The organism is Bacillus sp. B4EP4a (assembly GCF_006680105.1).
Taxonomy (GTDB): domain Bacteria; phylum Bacillota; class Bacilli; order Bacillales; family DSM-1321; genus Peribacillus; species Peribacillus simplex_E.
In genome coordinates, this window is the sequence record NZ_VHIK01000020.1 from 25,810 (window position 1) to 45,996 (window position 20,187).

The following is a 20,187-nucleotide window of genomic DNA, read 5'->3' on the forward strand; positions in this document are numbered from 1 at the left end:
ATGGGCGTCCCCGTTGCTACACAGATCGCTAATGCAGCAAGAGTTTTTTTCTTTTTTTTCTGTATTTTTATATTTTCTGATAATATAAAATTATTTTACAACACTAAAAATTCTTTAAAATTTACATGCTTTCATTGAATGTCATTTTTTTAAGCAATAAGAATTGTTCATTTAAAGAGATTGATTACACTGAGGGGTGACATTGTTAGTGGACTAAGAACGTTGGCTTGGCTTGGTTCAGGTGTAACCTTAAATGTTGTCAAAATAAACACGGAAATATAGTGAAAACACCGAACATTATGGAAGTTTGCTATCTGATTCTTTTTGCACCAGAGCGAAGATTAAAAAAATGTAAACGCTTACCCATGGTGGGTTGGATGGCATGCGTGGCCATCATCGTATTAGGCGTAGGTGGAACGAACGAATCAATAATAAAATAAAAACCATGCAATTATTTTGTGAATGTAAACGATTTGTGGATGGTTTAATATTTAACCATATTTAGGGGGACTTTATTATGCAAGCAATTTTAAAAAATGATGTTCAGCAGCCAAACCAGTCCAGAAAAAAGCATCCTCCTGGACTGTATATGCTCTTCGCGACTGAGGCATGGGAGCGCTTCAGTTATTACGGAATGAGAGCAATTCTCGTTCTTTACTTAACAGCAACTGTTGTAAATGGCGGGCTTGGAGTCGACAAATCTACGGCTATGGGCATATACGGATTCTTTACTGGTGCCGTTTATATTACGCCAATGATTGGCGGATACTTAACTGATCGTTTCATAGGCAGAAGATTGGCGATCACGATTGGTGGTATTTTAATGGCGCTTGGTAACTTTTCGCTATTCGCAAGTCAGAGTTTGACAGCACTTTACATTGGTCTTGGTTTATTGATTATCGGTAATGGTTTCTTCAAGCCAAACATCTCGACAATTGTTGGTGATCTTTATGAAGACAACGATCCGCGTCGTGATGGAGCTTTCACCATCTTCTATATGGGTATTAACGTTGGGGCTTTCTTCGCACCATTAGTAGTTGGACTTATGAGCTATAAATATGGGTTCCTGACAGCAGCAATTGGTATGATTGTAGGGCAGTTAGTTTTCAACTTATTAGGCAATCGCTATTTAGGTGATATCGGTAAAGAACCTACTGGTAAACCGGATGTAACAGCTGGTCAAAAATCAGCTGCACCGTTAACGAAAAGAGAACAAAAACGTACAGCGGCTATCGTGATTTTGGCAGTCTTCGTTATTGCGTTCTGGGCCGCTTTCGAGCAGGCAGGAAGTTCATTGACATTGTATGCTAATGACCAAATTGATCGGAATGTATTTGGTTTTGAAGTTCCAACTGCTTGGTTCCAATCATTGAACCCATTATTCATCGTGATTTTAGCGCCAATTATGTCTGCTTTATGGTACAAGCTTGGCAGCTCAAAACGCGGTGACTTAAAAACTCCAACGAAGATGGCTCTTGGTTTAGTCACTGTTGGTTTAGGTTTCTTAGTACTGCTTCCTGCTGTTATGTATACAGGAAACGATACAGCGCTGAAAGTAAACATCCTGTTTATGATTGTAACGTATTTCCTTCATACATTAGCCGAATTAATGATTTCGCCAGTTGGTTTATCAATGGTAAGTAAAATTGCTCCAATCAAGCTTGCCTCTCTTCTAATGGGAGTATGGCTGGCAAGTTCCGCGGTGGCTAATATGGTAGCCGGCCAATTAGCTGCATATACACAGTCTTTAGGTTACCTGGAAATCTTCAGTGTAATTGGTTTTGTAACAATTGGTTTAGGTATTGTATTATTGCTTCTTTCGAAGCCAGTAGCAAAGCTGATGAAATAATGAGAAAAGGAGCTCGACCCAAAAGGCGCATAATGTGCCTTTTGGGTCGAGCTTTTTTATTTAGTATAAAAAAATAAAAGAATCGGTCCAAACTGGGGTAGAGGAGTCACCACAACGGCCCAAACCAGAAAGGAATGATTCTCTTATGAAACATAATCATCTTTCTTTTAAAGAGAATACCATGGATAACCGGTTTCGGTGCAAGAAATCCATCCAACTTGCTCACACCCATAAAACAGTAATGAAACAAGTGCACATCATATAAAGTTATTTATATAATACGGACTATAGTAAGTATCGAAAATAATAGAAGAAACTGATCAAAAAGAAGCCTTTGCTCAACAGGAGCAAAGGCTTCTTTTTGATTCGGAATTAAACATCAATAAAAGAGAGAGCTTTTGTAAAGTATTAGCTCTCTGCACATAATTGTGTGTATTTAAAATGGATGCTAAGGACTTCTATTTTTTTTGCCCGAAAAATCATTTCACTACGGGACCAGGCGCCAGGCCCAACCAGATGTAACACCCACAATGGATAAGGATAGATAGAGGCTATGCAAGAGAAGGAGGGAAGCGAATAGATGATCTAATCCTAGATGGAAACAGAAGAAAGGAAAAGGAAATCTTATCGGTATCCCTAACAACTTCTTGATAGGCTATACTTATCTAGACAGAAAATTTAAGGTCAGGTAGACTACAGATACAACTAGTTATAGAAAAGAGGTCCGATATGCGACGTGATATACAACTAAATGAACGAGCTTTCTCATCCAAGGAAGTGGCAGAAGAAGTGGGAATTGCAACTCCCACTGTTCGAAAGTATGGTCAAATCTTAGAGCGGAATGGATATGAGTTTTTGAAAGATGGAGATCGACGTATCTTTGTTCAATCTGACATCGTAGCGCTTATAGCGCTACGCGATACGGACAAGCCCCTAGACGATACAGCTAAAGACCTTGTATCTCAACAAAAAGAAAGATTAGAAGAATCCAATGAAACACAGATAGCGATACCCGATACATATGAAAATTTACCCTACGACCCCAATCAATTAAACGAGGCCCTAATGTTTTTAGTCAATGAACTCGCAGCCACACGTGAAATGAATGTCCAATTGACAAACGATATGTCACAGCTTAAAACAAAGGTTTCCCGGCTCCAGCAGGATCATCATGTTATAAGTTCTAGTATTGGAAATTCAGCGCAAAGAACTAATACTAAAATTGAACAATTAACTGAACAACAAAATACCCATTACGAAACATTGCTGGAACAAGAAAAACAAAAAAGTGAACTCTTACAAAAAGAAATACAAAATATGCGGGACGAACAGAAAAAAGAATGGAGTTCACAAAATGAATTTAATAAACGTTTAGAAGTGACTATACAAAAACGTTCCGAAAAATGGCGGGGGCTTTTCTCCATATTCAAAAAATAAGGTGACTGTTTTTTTGCCTAGCTGTGTATTGTAGAAACATTTGATAAATCTTTTTTAAATAAATAATGATGGATAAAAGCATTGAGTTGCGAATCCACAAAACTTATAAAAAATCATAGTGCCATATATGATTCGCGTAGCTAAAACACAGAATTAAGAAAGAATATTTCAAATTCACAGGATTTGGTACCTGCTATGTAAGAGCTCGGGACACCAATGTATCGGACGTTCTACCAAAGGCAAACGAAGGCCCAATTGAAATTCATTGGAGATTTGTTTAAGCGATATGCATCTAAAACAAAATACACAATTTGAAGCAAGCAAAAAAGGCAGTTTGATAAAATGGGAGTTGAGGCGGTTAAGAACTTGCATTCAAAAACAAGAGTCATCCTTACTAGAGTTGATCCAGACAGGGATTGATCAGCTCTTTTTTTGTGTGTTTCATATCGCTCAGCGATATAACTTGCAAATAAATTCGAAACATTTAGGTTTAATAGAAAAGCGGCGTTCGATATGCAAACATGAAAAACATCCTAATGAACGAGTATTCTTTTCTAAGGAGTGGAAGAAGAAGTGGGGATGCAACACCCACTGTTCAAAAGTATGGTCAAAACTTAGACCGAAACGGATATGAGTTTTTAAGATGGCGGTTGCCTATCTTTATTCAATCTGACATCGAATCGAACATAGCGTTACGCGATACGGACAAGTCCCTAGAGGGTACAGCTAAAGACCTTGTGTATCTACAAAAAGATAGATTAGATGAATCTAATGAAACAGAGATAGCGATACCCGATATATATGACAACTTAACCCATAATTCCAAACAAATAAAAGAGATTTTAATTGTTTTAACCAATGAACTCCAGCTACGCTTGAAATGAACGTCCACAGACAAAGGATATTTCTCAGCTTAAAACAACGGTTTCGAAGCTCCAGCAAGATCCATGTCCCTAATAGTGTTCCTTAAGAAAGGTGCTTATCGGTTCTTTTGTGTGTTTCGTATCGCTGGGCGATATAACATGAAAATAAATCCACAGAACCTTTATCTTTTATAGAAAGGGAGGTCCGATATGCGACAAGATATACATCCAAATGAATGAGCATCCTCTTCCAAGGAAGTGGCAAAGAAGTGGAGATGCAAAATCAATGTTCGAAAGTAAGTTTAATACGTAGAGCGAAATGGATAATTGTTGTTAAAATATGGAAATTAACTCCCCTTCGTTCAATCCGATATCGAAACGCTTAAAGCGTTACGCGATACGGGCAACCCCCTAAACGATAAAGCAAGAGACACTTGTATCATGAAAAAGAAAGATTAGATGGAACCAATGAAACAGAGATAGCGATACCCGATACAGATGACAATTTAACCCATGTTCTCATTTGAGAGCTTAATTTTTTAATCAATGAACTCGCAGCTACGCGTGAAATGAACATCTCACTGACAAACGATATGTCATAGCTTAAAAATGAACAACAAAAAATCCATTACGAAACATTACTTCAATAAGAAAAAGGTTTCATTACCTTTTTTTAGTCTCTTTTACGAAATTGGGGTGTTAATAACTATTTAAACCTAAGGCAATCAAATCGAAAGTGTAAATTCTATTCAGAATCACTATTTTCAAGTTTCAACAATTTCCCGAGAAATATCTACAAATTCTGAGTAGATATCGACAAAATTAGAAGCTTCTAAAAGATGTAGTAAAACATAAGTACATTGAAAAGAGTTAATATGGCTAAATTCTTAGCCAGGCACACTTATTGGGTAAAATTGATATCAATGCAGTAATTATTGCAGGATTTTCAGATAAAGTTGCAAAGATATATTTTTATGATGGCTTGATTTTTTACCTTACTAGTAATAAGTCGGTAACTTTAGCTTTGGTAGTGGGGTATTAAAATAAAGATTCAGATAAGAATGTAAATAACATATATGATGACGCTTTTTTAACTTATATACAAGTTGCAAAAGAGGATTTCTATATCGAGCATAACGAAGAGTTTAATATTAATGTTGAATTACAAACAACAAAGCAGTGATCCCAATTTTCGGGATGCACTGCTTTGTTGTTTGTAGATTTTCTACGCATTTATAATTAGCTCGATAACTTCTTACCATTCCGTAAATCAAAATCAGCAAAATCCTGAACCCTTTCGATTTTACCAACCAAGAAAATGTAGGACATGGCTCCCGCAAAGGTTATACAAGCAATAAAGGTAAGTGCAGGAGCAAAATCACCGCTCTTTGACAATCGGTATAATAATTGATGCTGTACCATCAATGAAATTGAAGATACCTCCAGCAATCCCAATCAGCCTTTTTGGGGCAAGCAATGAAACAAACACCCAGGTGATTGAAGCGAAACCGTTTCCAAAAAAGGCGATACACATGAATAAAATAACTAGATTAGTATTGTCAACGAAATTCGCTCCAATGATTGAAGTGGAAAGCAATAATCCTGATATTACCGGAACTGTATCTGAACAACATTGTGGAATAAGATCATCGTTTTATAAAAACGGATCCGTTCCATGTGGGGATTGAAATCGTTTCGAACAGCGATCATATTTTGTGTGGTATCGAAGCTATGCATAGGGTTAAAAAAAACCAACCTCATCAACGGGCAAAGTCTGCCCAAAATGAGGTTGGATTCATTCATAAGTTATTTTTGCACCAGAACCTTCTAAAATCCCAACAAACTTTAACTATATTACCAGTATCCGGTTACATTCAAAATGCTTGCATTATTCATTATCTTTATTATAAAATACTTGTATACAAGTGTACTTGAACTCTATTAGAAGGTGAATTTATGGCTGAATCAAAGGAGTTTCTATATCCTGTAAAATGGCTTTCAAAAGCTTCAGCTGGTGATCGCGTAACATCCGAGCTTAGAATGCGTATTATTTCGGGGATGATTGAAAGCGGTGCCATCCTATCTGAAAATAAAATAGCTGCCGATTTCGGTGTAAGCCGCTCACCAGTTCGTGAAGCGTTAAAAATATTGGCCTCTGAAAATATCATCCGATTGGAAAGAATGGGTGCGGTTGTCATTGGTTTAACAGAAAAAAAATATGCAGAAATTTATGATGTGCGTATACTCATCGAAACGTTTGTATTCGAACGTCTAGTAAAGATGGAAACGAATGAATTAGTGACGGAACTTAGTAAAATAATGGAAATGATGAAAATTTCCATAAAATACCGAGATGCTGATGAGTTTTCCTATCAGGATGTCCTATTCCACGAAACGATCATTCGGTCCATCGATCATTCCTACATCCTGATGATCTGGGATAATTTAAAACCTGTGATGGAAAGTTTGATTCTTCTATCCATGCGCAGTCGTTTTAAAGAAAAGTATGAAGACTTTACACGGATCATAAATAATCATCAACTTTATATTGATGCGATCAGAACAAAAAATCGGGACCTCATGATTAAGTCGTTACATGAAAACTTTGATGATGTTCAAGGGAAAGTTGAAGACTTATGGATGGCCCAACAGATGCTTTCAAAAGGAGTCGAACAAGAAAATGACTAGCTATATGTTAGGTGTAGACATCGGTACAACAAGTACAAAAGCTGTATTATTCACTAAAAAAGGCGATGTCATCCAGCAAGAGAATATTGGTTATCCTCTTTACACACCGGATATGACAACAGCGGAACAGGACCCTGAAGAGATTTTTCAGGCCGTTTTGAAAGCCTTTACAAATATAACGAAACAGCATTCAGATAAACAGATATCTTTTATTTCATTTAGCAGTGCGATGCATAGTGTTATAGCCATGGATGAAAATGACCAGCCGCTGACCCGTTGTATCACTTGGGCAGATAATCGCAGTGAAGCTTGGGCCCATAAAATAAAAGATGAATTAGATGGGCATGAAGTTTACAAACGGACCGGAACACCGATACACCCAATGTCACCATTATCCAAAATCACCTGGATCGTGAATGATCACCCAGAGATCGCAACCAATGTTAAAAAGTACATCGGGATTAAAGAATATATCTTTAAAAAGTTATTTGATCAATATGTTGTCGATTATTCCCTTGCTTCATCGATGGGCATGATGAATCTCAAAAATTTGGATTGGGATGAGGAAGCCCTAAGAATTGCCGGAATAACGCGTGGGCAATTATCTGAACTCGTACCAACAACAAAGGTCTTTAACAACTGTGACCCGAATTTAGCCAAACAGATTGGGATTGATCCACAAACCCCCTTTGTCATTGGGGCAAGTGATGGTGTCCTTTCAAACCTAGGTGTAAACGCTATCCGGAAAGGCGAAATCGCAGTCACGATTGGGACAAGCGGTGCGATTCGGACGATTATTGACGAGCCGAAAACAGACGAAAAAGGAAGAATCTTTTGCTATGCCCTAACGGAAAAGCATTGGGTGATTGGCGGGCCGGTAAACAATGGCGGGATGGTCCTTCGCTGGATTCGTGATGAGTTTGCTTCTTCTGAGGTAGAAACGGCTAAAAGACTCGGAATCGACGCTTATGAAGTCTTGACCAAGATTGCCGAACGTGTAAGACCAGGCGCTGATGGATTGTTATTCCATCCATATCTTGCAGGTGAACGTGCACCATTATGGAATCCGGACGTAAGGGGTTCATTTTTCGGATTAACACTCTCGCATAAGAAAGAACATATGATTCGAGCGGCTCTAGAAGGAGTCATTTACAATTTATATACAGTATTTTTAGCCTTAACTGAATGTATGGATGGTCCCGTGACCCGAATTCAAGCTACGGGAGGCTTCGCAAGGTCGGCTGTTTGGCGGCAAATGATGTCCGATATTTTCGAATCGGAAGTCGTGGTTCCAGAAAGTTACGAAAGTTCGTGCCTGGGTGCTTGTATATTGGGGTTATATGCCACCGGGGAAATTGATTCCTTCGAAGTCGTTTCTGAAATGATAGGCAATACCCACAAGCACACACCGAAAGATGATTCTGTAAAAGAATATAGGCAACTACTGCCGATTTTCATTAACCTATCAAGGGGATTGGAAAACGAATATACACAGATTGCGAATTATCAAAGAAACTTAATAAATGCTACAAAGTAAAGACATGGAGGAATTACAATGCCATTAGTTATTGTCGCTTTAGGAATTGTCGCTTTATTAATATTAATAATGGGTTTAAAATTAAACACCTTTATTTCCTTGATCATTGTATCGTTTGGAGTGGCTTTAGCACTTGGGATGCCACTTGATGGAATTGTCAAAACCATTGAAGCTGGATTAGGCGGGACACTTGGTCACTTAGCGTTAATCTTTGGACTTGGAGCGATGTTGGGTAAGTTGATCGCAGATTCAGGCGGAGCGCAGCGCATTGCCATGACCCTTGTTAAAAAATTCGGTGAAATGAATATTCAATGGGCTGTTGTGGCAGCATCATTTATTATCGGTGTCGCATTGTTTTTTGAAGTGGGATTAGTATTATTAATTCCAATCGTATTTGCAATTTCAAGGGAATTGAAAGTTTCGATATTGTATCTTGGTATTCCAATGGTTGCAGCATTATCGGTAACACACGGTTTCTTACCGCCGCACCCAGGACCAACCGTTATCGCTGGTGAATATGGTGCTGACATTGGTCAGGTTTTACTTTACGGCTTCATTATTGCGGTTCCAACCGTTATTTTAGCTGGACCAGTATTTACGAAGATAGCTAAAAGATTAGTACCTGAATCATTTACGAAAACAGGCAGCATTGCCTCTTTAGGAGAACAAAAATCATTTAAACTTGAAGAAACACCTGGATTTGGGATCAGTGTATTTACTGCTTTACTTCCGGTTATATTAATGTCAATTGCTACGATTATCACTTTGATGCAAAAAACAATGGGATTTGAAGATAATGGTCTACTAGCAGCTATCCGTTTTATTGGTGAGGCCGGTACTTCCATGTTGCTTTCCTTATTATTTGCGGTCTATTCAATGGGATTAGCAAGAAAGATTCCAATGAAAGATATTATGGAATCTTGTACATCAGCAATCTTGCATATCGGAATGATGCTTTTAATCATAGGGGGCGGAGGAGCCTTCAAGCAAGTATTGATCGACGGCGGTGTAGGTGACTATGTAGCTGAATTGTTCAAAGGAACATCATTATCACCAATCTTGCTTGCCTGGATCATCGCGGCAATCCTGCGTATTTCCTTAGGATCTGCTACCGTTGCTGCCTTAACGACAGCTGGTTTAGTAATTCCGATGTTAGGTCAGACGGACGTTAACCTTGCTCTAGTTGTGCTTGCTACAGGAGCGGGAAGTTTAATTGCTTCACACGTTAACGATGCTGGTTTCTGGATGTTTAAAGAGTATTTTGGTTTAAGCATGAAAGAAACATTTGCAACGTGGACCTTGCTTGAGACGATCATTTCAGTAGCTGGATTAGGATTTATTCTATTACTAAGCTTATTTGTATAAGCCTTTCCTGGCAGTAAATCCCCCACTATGGCAGGGATTTACTGCCTATTATTCTTACATAGAAGGAGCAGAAATAAATGTACAATACAATTGGTGTCATTGGTTTAGGGGTAATGGGCAGTAATATCGCTTTAAATATGGCTAGTAAAGGGGAACGAGTAGCTGTCTATAACTACACAAGAGATTTAACGGATCAGCTTGTAGCTGAATTGGATAGTCAGTCGCTCCATCCGTATTACGAAATCCAAGACTTTGTTCAGTCACTTGAAACTCCAAGAAAGGTTTTTCTAATGGTGACTGCGGGTAAGCCGATCGACTCGGTGATCAATTCATTGCTTCCTCATCTTGAATCAGGCGATATTATCATGGACGGCGGTAACTCCCATTACGAAGATACTGAACGCAGATATGATGAATTGAAATCTAAAGGAATCAGTTATTTGGGAATTGGTATTTCTGGTGGAGAAGTCGGGGCATTAAAGGGACCTTCAATCATGCCGGGTGGAGATAAAGACGCCTATGAAAAAGTAGCTCCGATTCTGACAAAAATCGCAGCACAAGTAAATGATGATCCTTGCTGTACCTATATCGGTCCAAAAGGAGCAGGTCATTTTGTAAAAATGGTACATAACGGGATTGAGTATGCAGATATGCAATTAATCGCCGAAGCCTATACATTTTTAAGAGAAAAGTTGCATTTGGAAGTTCATGAAATTGCTGACATCTTTGAAACATGGAATCAAGGCGAACTGAAAAGTTATTTAATCGAAATCACTGCTGAAATTTTAAGGAAAAAAGATGAAGTAACCGGCTTACCCTTGATCGATGTGATTCTTGATAAAGCAGGACAAAAAGGTACAGGCAAATGGACCAGCATGCAAGCTATTGATAACGGAATACCAGCATCGATTATTACTGAGTCTTTGTTTGCTCGCTACATTTCCGCTTTAAAAGAAGAACGGGTTAATGCAGAAAATATTCTAACAGGCCCTGAGAACGATCAGCAAAAATTAGATAAAAATGAGTGGATTGACTATATTAGACAAGCATTATATATGGGAAAAGTTTGTGCATACGCGCAAGGTTTTACTCAATATAAAATGACTTCCGAACTTTACGGCTGGGATTTGCCTTTAAAGGATATTGCGCTGATTTTCCGTGGTGGCTGCATCATTCGTGCAGAATTTTTAAACGTCATTAGCGAAGCCTATCAAGAGCAGCCGAATCTGGCTAATTTATTAATCTCACCATATTTTGCCGAAAAGGTTACGGATTACCAGGTAGGATTGCGAAAGGTTGTCTGTGAGGGAATAAATTCCGGTATCTCGTTTCCATGTTTAAGCGCTTCACTCACTTATTACGATAGTTATCGAAAAGGCATCTCAAATGCTAACCTTTTGCAAGCACAACGTGATTATTTTGGTGCACATACCTATGAACGACGTGATTTGGCAGGAGTCTTTCACACAAACTGGCAGTGATGGAAAGTGACAAAGACACAGTCATTTTTCAATAACCGTTCATGAATATGAGACAGGTACTTTACTTCAATAAGAGAGTTGCTTTGGCAGCTCTTTTTCTTATGTAACAAAAGTGGGTCTATCTATATATTAAAACAAAGTTATTGGAGGGGGTGTGCGAGACTCCTGCGGGAAAAGCGTGTCCAAGGCAGACCCCGCAGGCTGTAATTAAAGAGGAGGAAATTTTAGTTATGGCATTTTAATTGGTGCATTCAATTGATAATAATCCCTATATGATCGATAAGATACAATTTTTTTATCCTGATAATGTCCATCCAACTGCAAAATTTTAGATTTATTGGTTTCTAAATAATAATTATACCCTTCTGTTTCTAAACTATAGAAGGCATAGGAAATTCCAAGCATTTGTTTCTTGGTGACTTTTGCATCAGGGTGATGTTGTATAAAATCAGCCAATTGTTGTACAGATGTTGATGGAATGTCTGCGATATTAAATAATGTTTCCTTAATATTAGTCTTTACTTTATTCAAAGTAGTTTTTGCTTTATGTTTGATTTTGTTGGAGCGCCTTGTCATAAATATCACTCCTACTCTGATTATAGTTAAAAGATTTATTATGTTATTTCCAATCAGCAAACGGAGTAAACACAAATTTGAACCCTGGGAGAACTTCTACTAAAAGAGAAAAAGTCTTGGTGTGAAAGATATGTTTTTTGGGAGGTTTAATACTCAGTATAAGTGGTATATAAAGGATATCGGTTTATAGCAGTTTATTCCCCCTGCTACCTTAATTATGTTAGGGGTTCTTTACGAAAGAGTATCGTTTCATGAATAATGTCGACAAGTAGCACATATTCTTCTTTTGATTATTACCAATTATTTTCAAATAATAAAGGAGTGATATATCATGAGGCAAATGTGTATTTACTGTTTTAAATGGGCTGACATAGATACGATGACACCAATTTTTGAACAAGGTAGGGAGTTCGTCAATTATTATTGCGAAGATTGTGTTACTGATGTTATGGATAATTTGTTTAAGCTCCCATACAAACATGGTCGTTCCTATTCCGATGTATGCGAACAATCAAGAACCCACTAGCATCAAGCAAAGCCTTTTAAAAGTTAAGCGATTGCTCATAGGCCATCTCAAAAGAGAAGGGCTTTTTTTGTTCGGATTTGTCCTCTTCCTAATAATATTGCATTTACTTACTTTATTTAAATATGAATGGGAGCATGTGTATCATCGCTCAAATCCCTTAATATAGGGGGGACGGGGATTCAGGAATGAGTGCTCACCTAACATGTGAATATCTTTAAAGTTGAAGGCCTCCCACAGTTTACTGAAGGGTGGCCTTTTGTTGGATTTCTTTCAATTCTACTCCTACATTAAAGAACTGCCTGGGTGAAAAGAAATGTTACCGTCACTTTTAAAAACAATGTAACTGCAAGTAATTCCTCACGTAATTTGTATCCAGTAATCAGTAGGTTTAACCCTAGTTATTTCAACCCACTTAAACAATATGATCATACCGAATATTATTAAGTGGTACTTATGAGGCAATATATCGGAGTGAGGAAAAATTAAATAGGATGTACATGATTTGATTCTGCAAATTATTGAATTAGATATTAAACAAAATATTCTTGTATACAACAGATGGGTATCTAAATGAAGTTATCGTAATTTGTCTTTAGCTTTTTATTTCTTGTAAGGGTTTTATCAAACTAAAAACAGTTAAGAAACTAAAGCATTTAAGGGGAAGATTAACCTGTTAAAGGAATTCTATGTTTGTTATACTCTTGACGCTGATGTTAAGTGGGAGAAAATAAAAAAAGGATTGTGTAGTAAAAAAGAAGATGTTTTACAAGAAGTCCTAAAAAGGATGGAACACTGTGAGTATTTTATTGTAAAAAGTGAAAGTAAGCATCATATTATCAATACATCTTTAATACGTTATATACGTATCTTTGATGGAAAAAAGTAATCTCACTACTGCTTTCTTATAATATAAGTTATGGTTGTATTCTCCTAACAGTCTATCTGGGAGGGGATTTTTCTTTGGAAAAAAAGGGGCAAACCTTTCATGCATAAACAGAATAATAAAGCGGAAAGTTGCTAAAAGTGATGTGCAAATAGATTATATCGAACAGTAAATATTGAAGAAGAAAATTTTTATCTGAAAGCGCAGGCGGACTATTTTAAAAAGTCTATATGGGCAGAGAAGGTATATTTGGTACAAAAACAGCAGAGCAAGCTTATGTTGCTATTCATGGTTGGGTAACACTTTGAAAGGAGTGTAAAGATGAATAAAGAACTAGAGGATGATTTTATTGAGGCATTAATGGTTTCCCTTCAAGACGAAAGGGTCATTAAAAAGATAAAAGAAATAGTAGAAGCGGGCTCGTTTAGTCAAATGGGGGTACCTAAGGAGCAACTGAGAGAAAAAGAAAAGGAAATTGCAAAGCTCCAGCAAGAGATTGAGTCGAAAAAAGAGGAAATTAGTGAGTGCCAAATAATGATCCACCAACTAAATGAGAAAATGGAATCCTATTTTAATGAATTGCAAAAGAGAAGAGCAGACTATCGGGAAGCAGAAGAACTTTACGAAGCTGTTCAACAATTATCAGAAACGACTAAAAATTCCTTGAAAGGAATCTTCAAGGGCGGCTCAGTGCAGGAATTTATTGTCTGTGGTGTGCAATATGAAAACATTTCATCTTTGTGGGATTTTATAAAAAACGAGATTATGGAAGGGAGGGAGCAGGAAAGAGGGATTTTGCGTGCCCTTTTTCAGTATTTCTTTCAAGAATACAGTAAAACATACGATACTCCTTTATATAAATTACAGGAAGTGAAAATGAATGAGGTCTTCAGAGAGGACTTGTACATAAGAGCCCTTAATAGCAAAATATCCGGGAACATTACGGACATCCTGCTGCCAGGATATATGAGCATTAATGGTAAAACCATTAAAAAATCCGTTGTGAGAATCTAGCAAGCGAAAAAGAGAATGATAATAAAGGAGAAATAACAATGACATCGATTATTATCCCAGAGATTGAAGAAGGCATTGAAAAAATCCTTCTTATGCAATGGTATAAACAGCCGGGCGATTATATTACGGTGGGCGAAAGCTTAGCCAAATTCAGCTGTGAGGGGATCGAATTTGACCTTTTTTCAGAAAAGGAAGGTACCCTTAAAGAATTGAATGTAGCGGAGGACACTATAGTCAAGATTGGTGATCTGATATGTTATTTGGATTCTGGTGAAGCTCTTTCAGAAGAATTATTAATAGAAGTTGAAAAACAAGAAATGATAGAAGATAAAGAGCCCCTTGAGAACGTAACAAGTTTAGCTGAAAAAAATAACATAGACAGTTCTATATACTTAATGAATAAGAACGAAGAGCAGGTTCAATTATCACCTGATTCCCAAACCGTTCCGGTCTCTACCATTTCAATGACTTATAAAGAAGTGAGATCTTTAATTAGCCATTTATATCAGAGTGCAGAAGAAACCTTTTTTAAAGATGAAGCGAGCTTCTTTCAAGACATTAAAAAGATGCTCCGTTCCAGATGGGTTTACATGAATAACGGGAATGTTATATATGATCACAACATTGCAGCTTTATTTCCTTATAGAAAATACTATGAATTAATGGACGAAGATTTTGACTACAAAGAGCATCTGGACGTTTCCGGTTTTAAAGGTGATGCCATGACTCGGGAAGAAGCTGCCAAAAGTTTCAATACAACCGATCACCCTATATATAAGAAAATAATAGCTTTAGATGATTACTCCACGAGTAAAAATCCTTCCATTTCAAGGATATTTGCCAATCAAACGGCTAACTCTTCTAAATCAATAGCGTTTAAATTCAACGGGTACGACATTCAAAGTTTCGATGTAGTAAATCAAAAAAATAATGTGCTAGGTAAAGGATTTTTCGTTCCTGTTTTCCGTTTAAATGGGGAAAATGCCTTTGGAATCAATGATCAAATGGCTCTCCATCTCTGGCTGGAAAACCGATTGGTACCAAGTGGATTAAGCGCAGAACGCCAGAAGGAGTATGATTATTTGCTGGCATTGTATCAATTAAAGGGTTTAGATCATGAAAGTTTTCTAAAAGAATTGCCATCAATCGCTATCGATTCCAAGACGTTTTATGAGAAGCTTTTAAACTCTGAAAAAGTAAGAGCTGATATTGATACATATGATGAAAAGATGCTAACAGATCCAAACCGAGGGCATTGGGATTTATGGCCTGTCCTCTCTGATGAAAAACCTTTAACGATAAAACTGAATGAAGAAATAATGGCCAGAAACCCTAAAATGGATATTAGGGAGGACGGCATAGTTGGCATTGATTTTGGAACGAAAAGTACAGTGGTAGTTCATCAAGAGAAAAGTGATTTTACTCTTCCCATGCGTATTGGGGTTGGCTACCTTAACACGGAGGTACAAGACTGGCATTATGAAAATCCAACCGTGATTGAATTTATTGATTTAGAACATTTCCTGGAGCTTTATCAAGAAAAGGAAGGAAGACCAGATACAAGGTGGCAGGATGTGACGGTTTCCCACAATGCTCTTAACAATTTGATGAATGGAAAGAGTGACCATTATTATTCCATATTGAATAATCTAAAGCAGTGGGCTGGAGAAAAGAAAAACGAACTCCGATTAAAAGACAAGAGGGGATATGCCGTTGTACTGCGTTCCTTTCTGGACTTAACCGATCAGGACATCAACCCGATTGAGTTATACGCTTACTACCTCGGTTTGTATATCAATAACCAGAACAATGGGATATACCTGGACTACACCTTATCTTTCCCGGTGACGTATGAAAAAGAGGTAAGAGAAAAAATTCTAAAGTGTTTTGAGCGTGGGTTAAAAAAGACGCTTCCTATGCCGATTCAGCAGGATGAAGAATTAATGAAAAAGTTTCGTGTCACCGCTGGGGCGAGCGAACCTGCTGCTTATGCCGTTTGTGCGTTACAGGAATACGGGTTTGAACCGGAAGAGGATGAAAGAACGTACTATGGTGTGTTTGATTTTGGTGGAGGAACGACAGATTTTGATTTTGGTATTTGGCGTGAAGCAGGCCTGAAAGAAAGCAGATATGATTATGTCATTGAGCATTTTGCAGCGGGCGGGGACCGTTATTTAGGTGGAGAGAACATGCTAGAGCTTTTGGCGTTCCAAGTGTTTAAAAACAACCAAAGAACAATGCGTGAGCTAAATATTCCTTTTACTCTCCCAGCAGAATGTGTGAAGTTTCCCGGAAGTGAAACGCTGATTAATGAGTCACAAGAATCCTATTTAAATACGAAACAATTGGTAGAAAAATTAAGGCCGCTTTGGGAAAGACATGAACGGTATGAAGAACAGTTTGGAAAAGGAATGATTCGGGCAGACTTGTTTGACAAAGCCGGCCACGCAAAACTCAATGTGGAACTTTTGATTGATCAAGATGAAATGGAACAACTGATTGAGGAAAGAATTGAAAAAGGCATTAAAAATTTCTTTGAGTCATTAAGGCGTGCTTTTGCCCGATCAGAACCCAGTAATATTAAGAAAGTAAATATACTGCTTGCGGGTAATTCAAGTAAATCCCCGGTCGTTATGAATTTATTTAATAAATGGATTGAAAGGGAAGTACAGAACACTCAAAACTGGGGAGAAGTGTCTGATAATCTTTTTGAGATTCTTCCACCGCTGGGGACGGAAGGCGCTTATTTAAAGCAACAAGAGAGAAACAGAGTGGTTAACAGAGATATTCTAACAGCCCCTACAGGAAAAACAGGCGTTGCCTTTGGACTTGTACAAAGCAGAAAAGGCGGAAGTATAAAAGTTATTGACCGCGATATGGTCAATGGTGAATCAAAGTTCAAGTATTTTCTTGGCATCGGGAGAAAAGGGAAATTAAAAACAGTGATTGATCAAGAAGAAGAGTATAACAAATGGCATCTTTTCATTGATGCGTCAGAAGAAGATTTTGAAATTTATTACACAAGCCTGCCGGAAGCTAGTACCAACCAGCTTGATATTAAGCAGGCACAGAGGAAAAAGCTTCGAATTGAGCATGTAGATGATTCAGCTTTTGTTTATATTCGAACCATAAGCCCGACTGTTATTGAATATGTTGTTGCAGACGAAGACTCGATTTTAAATGGGGTTTATTTAAGTGAAATTACTAAAGTGGAATTAAGCTAATCTTTCGCTTAAAAAATTTAGGAAGATATGTTAAACGGAAAATATTTTCGTAAACACACTACAAAAATGGGTTACCCACGACAATCCAAGTATATACTGATATACTGCAACAAATGAGACGTGAGATAGCTGAAAGTGCGCGAAGACGATAACACCACGTAATAAATTTAGGATATCAATAAATAAAGAAGCTATTTAAGTGTTATAAATGGAAGATGTCCCACTTGGTCCATCGGTTAAGGTTTTATGTAAAAATGGCCGTGAGTGGAAAACAACTCACTTTAAAGGCCTCCCACAGTTTACTGTGGGAGGCCTTTTCATGTCTCCGTTTAATAGCTTTCCGTGGTACTTTATAATGTTTAAGAAAAGTTTTCATTTTCAATATTTAATGCTAGAAGCTCTATGTGTTTATCCTGAGGGTTCACTTCTTTGATCCTCCTGATGTTCCATAATCATTAATCGTTATTTTTACATCGTAGTTGATCTGAGTTTTACTGAATGTTTGGTCCCAATCCTTTTTGACTTTCTTCCATACTTTGGGGTGCTCAATTCTCAATCGATTTCCGAAGCCAGCAACGTCCACTTGGTATTCTTTTTGCACTTTTTCTAATACATTCCCCACCAAGCGTTTCACTTCTTTTTCAGATGATTTTTCTGCTTTTTTTAAAAATTCATTTTTAAAAGTATTTCCTGAAGTCACCCAATTTTCAGACAGTCTACCCACTGATTCAATGTTTACATCAAAAGAGATGTTGTCTCCTTTAACTCGAGGTACGATACTGCTTTTCATGGATTCTATCTCATACACAATCAGCTGACCGGTTTCTTTATCAAAGCTTTTCACTACACCGCCTTTCCCCTTACCTGTTATCCATGTTACGCCCTCCAGTTCTTCCTCATTCAAAAAACCAGTCATTTTGTGTGTCCTTCCATCGATCACGGCAGCACCCGCAAATTTGACTTGCCCATCCACTGATAGAACTTTTTGGATTAGAAAACTAGATCCTGATTTGATCTTGCTTTCTACTTTAATATGCGACATGGGAGGTAAAATCCTCGTTGTTCGATATGCATTTTCTACAATGCCAGCCAGACGAAACGCTGGAATTTCTCCATCTTTCTTTGTTTCCAGTGTCTTGCTTGCTCTTCCTTTACTGATGAGCACAAGACAGCTTGGTCTAACCTCACTTTCTCGAAAATTTTGATCAAGTAATTGTTCCAACTTATACGATTTTGCAAGATCTTCACCTATAACAACCACTTTCATATGGTGAGCGGTTACGGGCTGTTCACTTCTCAATGATAATTCACGAACCATTTGGTGGAGGGAATCACCAGTTTCGGAAACGTTAAGATAAGATTTTTGTTCTGGTCCTGATTGTTTCGTTGTTGAACTTGCTACTTGTGGAGTGATAAATTGATAGGTTGCAGTAATCCGGTCCTTTTTTGAATAACCACCCCCTTGTTCGTTTAATTTTTTCTCGATGGAGGACGGCTTGGCTTTATCGAATGCCAAACCTATACCTAGACTTTGCTCTTCGATTTCATGACTGCTCCAACATCCTGTAAGGGATAAGAACAAAAGAACGGAGAGGGAAATGAAGAGGGGGCGTATATTGTTATGTGATTGTTTCATATTTTCCTCCCTTTATTCTTGAGATAATAAGCAGAAGAAGCGGAAGTAAACCAAATAAAAACAGTGCGATATTGCCGACGAAATCTCCTTGTTTAAATAGGTCATTCATATTTTTCGGAATCATGGCAATGATGTATAGAATCGGAAGCAAGCCAAACATAAATGGGTGAATGCTCTTTTTCGTAAGTTGAGCCAGCCCTAAAGCAGCTGCAAAGTATGTGATGGTAAATGTAGCAAATATTTGCATGATCCAAACCACGAGCAATAAAGATTCAAACCGTTCAAAGATCAAACCGGAGATTTCAAAACTGCGTATAAGATCCAGAGTCGGCCATGTTCTCGTGACCACTCCATCAACAGATAATGCCCCGATAACCATTACGACCGTTATTACATAAAAAATCAATGGAATGGAAACTCCAACAAGCAGGGCTTTTACTGCTTTTTTTGGCTGATTCATAAACGGAATAAGCAGTAACATGATTTCAGGCCCTGAAAAAGCGAGAGCCGTTGTTTTTACCCCTTTTAGTACAGGGATGACTCCGTCTCCTAATACAGGACGCAGATTATCAATTTCAAATATTTTAAAGCTCATAAAGGAGACTACTAAAAAAATGATAACCGTCAAAGGTAATATAATTTCAAAAAGACGGGCGATCGGGTTAATGCCGCCGCTTATCAGATAGAGACCCACCCACATAAACATCATAATAATTGCCCATGTAGGAGTACCTTCAAGAAGTAAATACTTTACTACCTCAGCCATTGCACGGAGCTGAAATCCGGAAGTCATAAGAAAATAACATATAATAACTAAACTAAGAAAACTCCCCACCCATTTTCCTACAATTTCATTGATGTATTGATAAACGGTTTTTTCGGGAAACTGTTGGCTTAATTTGACCATGATCACCCCCGCGATAATGGCAATAACCCCGCCTAAAATAACGCTTATCCATACATCTGGTGTATGTACCTTCTCCGTCGATGATCTGGGTAGGGTGAGTAATCCTGTGCCGAGTATAAAGTTGATGACAATGACAGCTGATTGAGGAGTTGTAATTTGGTCTTTCGGACTGAGAATCATTCTTTAACCACCCTTTCACCG

At 37.8% G+C, this 20,187-nt stretch carries 13 protein-coding genes and 1 pseudogene; 10 read left to right on the plus strand and 4 right to left on the minus strand.

What is annotated here, in order from left to right:
- Positions 1–517 precede the first annotated feature (517 nt).
- The 3 genes from FNK51_RS11530 (at position 518) to FNK51_RS11540 (ending at position 4,170) form a co-directional block, all read left to right on the plus strand.
- Positions 518–1,849 (plus strand): peptide MFS transporter, encoded by a 1,332-nt coding sequence (locus FNK51_RS11530; protein ID WP_098373497.1) that lies wholly within the window; start codon positions 518–520, stop codon positions 1,847–1,849.
- Positions 1,850–2,578: 729 nt separating this feature from the next.
- The gene (locus tag FNK51_RS11535; protein WP_141993401.1) at positions 2,579–3,286 is read left to right on the plus strand and encodes an SH3 domain-containing protein; all 708 of its coding nucleotides are present in this window, start codon (positions 2,579–2,581) and stop codon (positions 3,284–3,286) included.
- Positions 3,287–3,822: 536 nt separating this feature from the next.
- Positions 3,823–4,170, plus strand: coding sequence for a hypothetical protein (locus tag FNK51_RS11540; protein WP_141993402.1), 348 nt, complete (start codon positions 3,823–3,825; stop codon positions 4,168–4,170).
- Between the two features lie 1,218 nt (positions 4,171–5,388).
- Here FNK51_RS11540 and FNK51_RS27185 read toward each other — a convergent pair.
- Positions 5,389–5,598 carry a hypothetical protein gene (locus FNK51_RS27185; protein WP_185150941.1) on the minus strand — a complete coding sequence of 70 codons (210 nt, stop codon included), beginning with the start codon at positions 5,596–5,598 and terminating at the stop codon, positions 5,389–5,391.
- A 171-nt stretch (positions 5,599–5,769) separates the two neighbouring features.
- Between FNK51_RS27185 and FNK51_RS27190 the strand changes: the two are divergent.
- The 5 genes and pseudogenes from FNK51_RS27190 to gnd all read left to right on the plus strand — a co-directional run.
- Positions 5,770–5,961, plus strand: a pseudogene (locus FNK51_RS27190) (DDE-type integrase/transposase/recombinase); the annotation flags it as partial.
- A 144-nt stretch (positions 5,962–6,105) separates the two neighbouring features.
- Positions 6,106–6,837 carry a GntR family transcriptional regulator gene (locus tag FNK51_RS11550; protein WP_141993403.1) on the plus strand — a complete coding sequence of 244 codons (732 nt, stop codon included), beginning with the start codon at positions 6,106–6,108 and terminating at the stop codon, positions 6,835–6,837.
- Positions 6,830–8,374 carry a gluconokinase gene (gene gntK / locus FNK51_RS11555; RefSeq protein WP_098373502.1) on the plus strand — a complete coding sequence of 515 codons (1,545 nt, stop codon included), beginning with the start codon at positions 6,830–6,832 and terminating at the stop codon, positions 8,372–8,374. The genes FNK51_RS11550 and gntK overlap by 8 nt, the downstream gene beginning before the upstream one ends.
- 18 nt (positions 8,375–8,392) lie before the next feature.
- Positions 8,393–9,739, plus strand: a complete 1,347-nt coding sequence (locus tag FNK51_RS11560; protein WP_141993404.1) for a GntP family permease — start codon at positions 8,393–8,395, stop codon at positions 9,737–9,739.
- Between the two features lie 77 nt (positions 9,740–9,816).
- Positions 9,817–11,220, plus strand: a complete 1,404-nt coding sequence (gene gnd / locus FNK51_RS11565; protein ID WP_098373503.1) for a decarboxylating NADP(+)-dependent phosphogluconate dehydrogenase — start codon at positions 9,817–9,819, stop codon at positions 11,218–11,220.
- Between the two features lie 228 nt (positions 11,221–11,448).
- Here the strand turns inward: gnd and FNK51_RS11570 are convergent, their stop codons facing one another.
- A complete protein-coding gene (locus tag FNK51_RS11570; RefSeq protein WP_141993405.1) occupies positions 11,449–11,796 on the minus strand; it encodes a hypothetical protein in 348 nt (115 codons plus the stop codon).
- A 1,730-nt stretch (positions 11,797–13,526) separates the two neighbouring features.
- Between FNK51_RS11570 and FNK51_RS11575 the strand changes: the two genes are divergently transcribed.
- Both FNK51_RS11575 and FNK51_RS11580 read left to right on the plus strand, forming a co-directional pair.
- A complete protein-coding gene (locus tag FNK51_RS11575; protein WP_141993406.1) occupies positions 13,527–14,219 on the plus strand; it encodes a coiled-coil domain-containing protein in 693 nt (230 codons plus the stop codon).
- 38 nt (positions 14,220–14,257) lie between these two features.
- Positions 14,258–17,443, plus strand: a complete 3,186-nt coding sequence (locus tag FNK51_RS11580) for a biotin/lipoyl-containing protein (protein WP_141993407.1) — start codon at positions 14,258–14,260, stop codon at positions 17,441–17,443.
- A gap of 421 nt (positions 17,444–17,864) precedes the next feature.
- Here the strand turns inward: FNK51_RS11580 and FNK51_RS11585 are convergent, their stop codons facing one another.
- Both FNK51_RS11585 and FNK51_RS11590 read right to left on the minus strand, forming a co-directional pair.
- Positions 17,865–19,079: a Ger(x)C family spore germination protein gene (locus FNK51_RS11585; RefSeq protein ID WP_141993408.1), complete on the minus strand. Its 1,215-nt coding sequence runs from the start codon at positions 19,077–19,079 to the stop codon at positions 17,865–17,867.
- Positions 19,063–20,166, minus strand: a complete 1,104-nt coding sequence (locus FNK51_RS11590; RefSeq protein ID WP_141993409.1) for a spore germination protein — start codon at positions 20,164–20,166, stop codon at positions 19,063–19,065. The genes FNK51_RS11585 and FNK51_RS11590 overlap by 17 nt, the downstream gene beginning before the upstream one ends.
- Between the last annotated feature and the right edge of the window lie 21 nt (positions 20,167–20,187).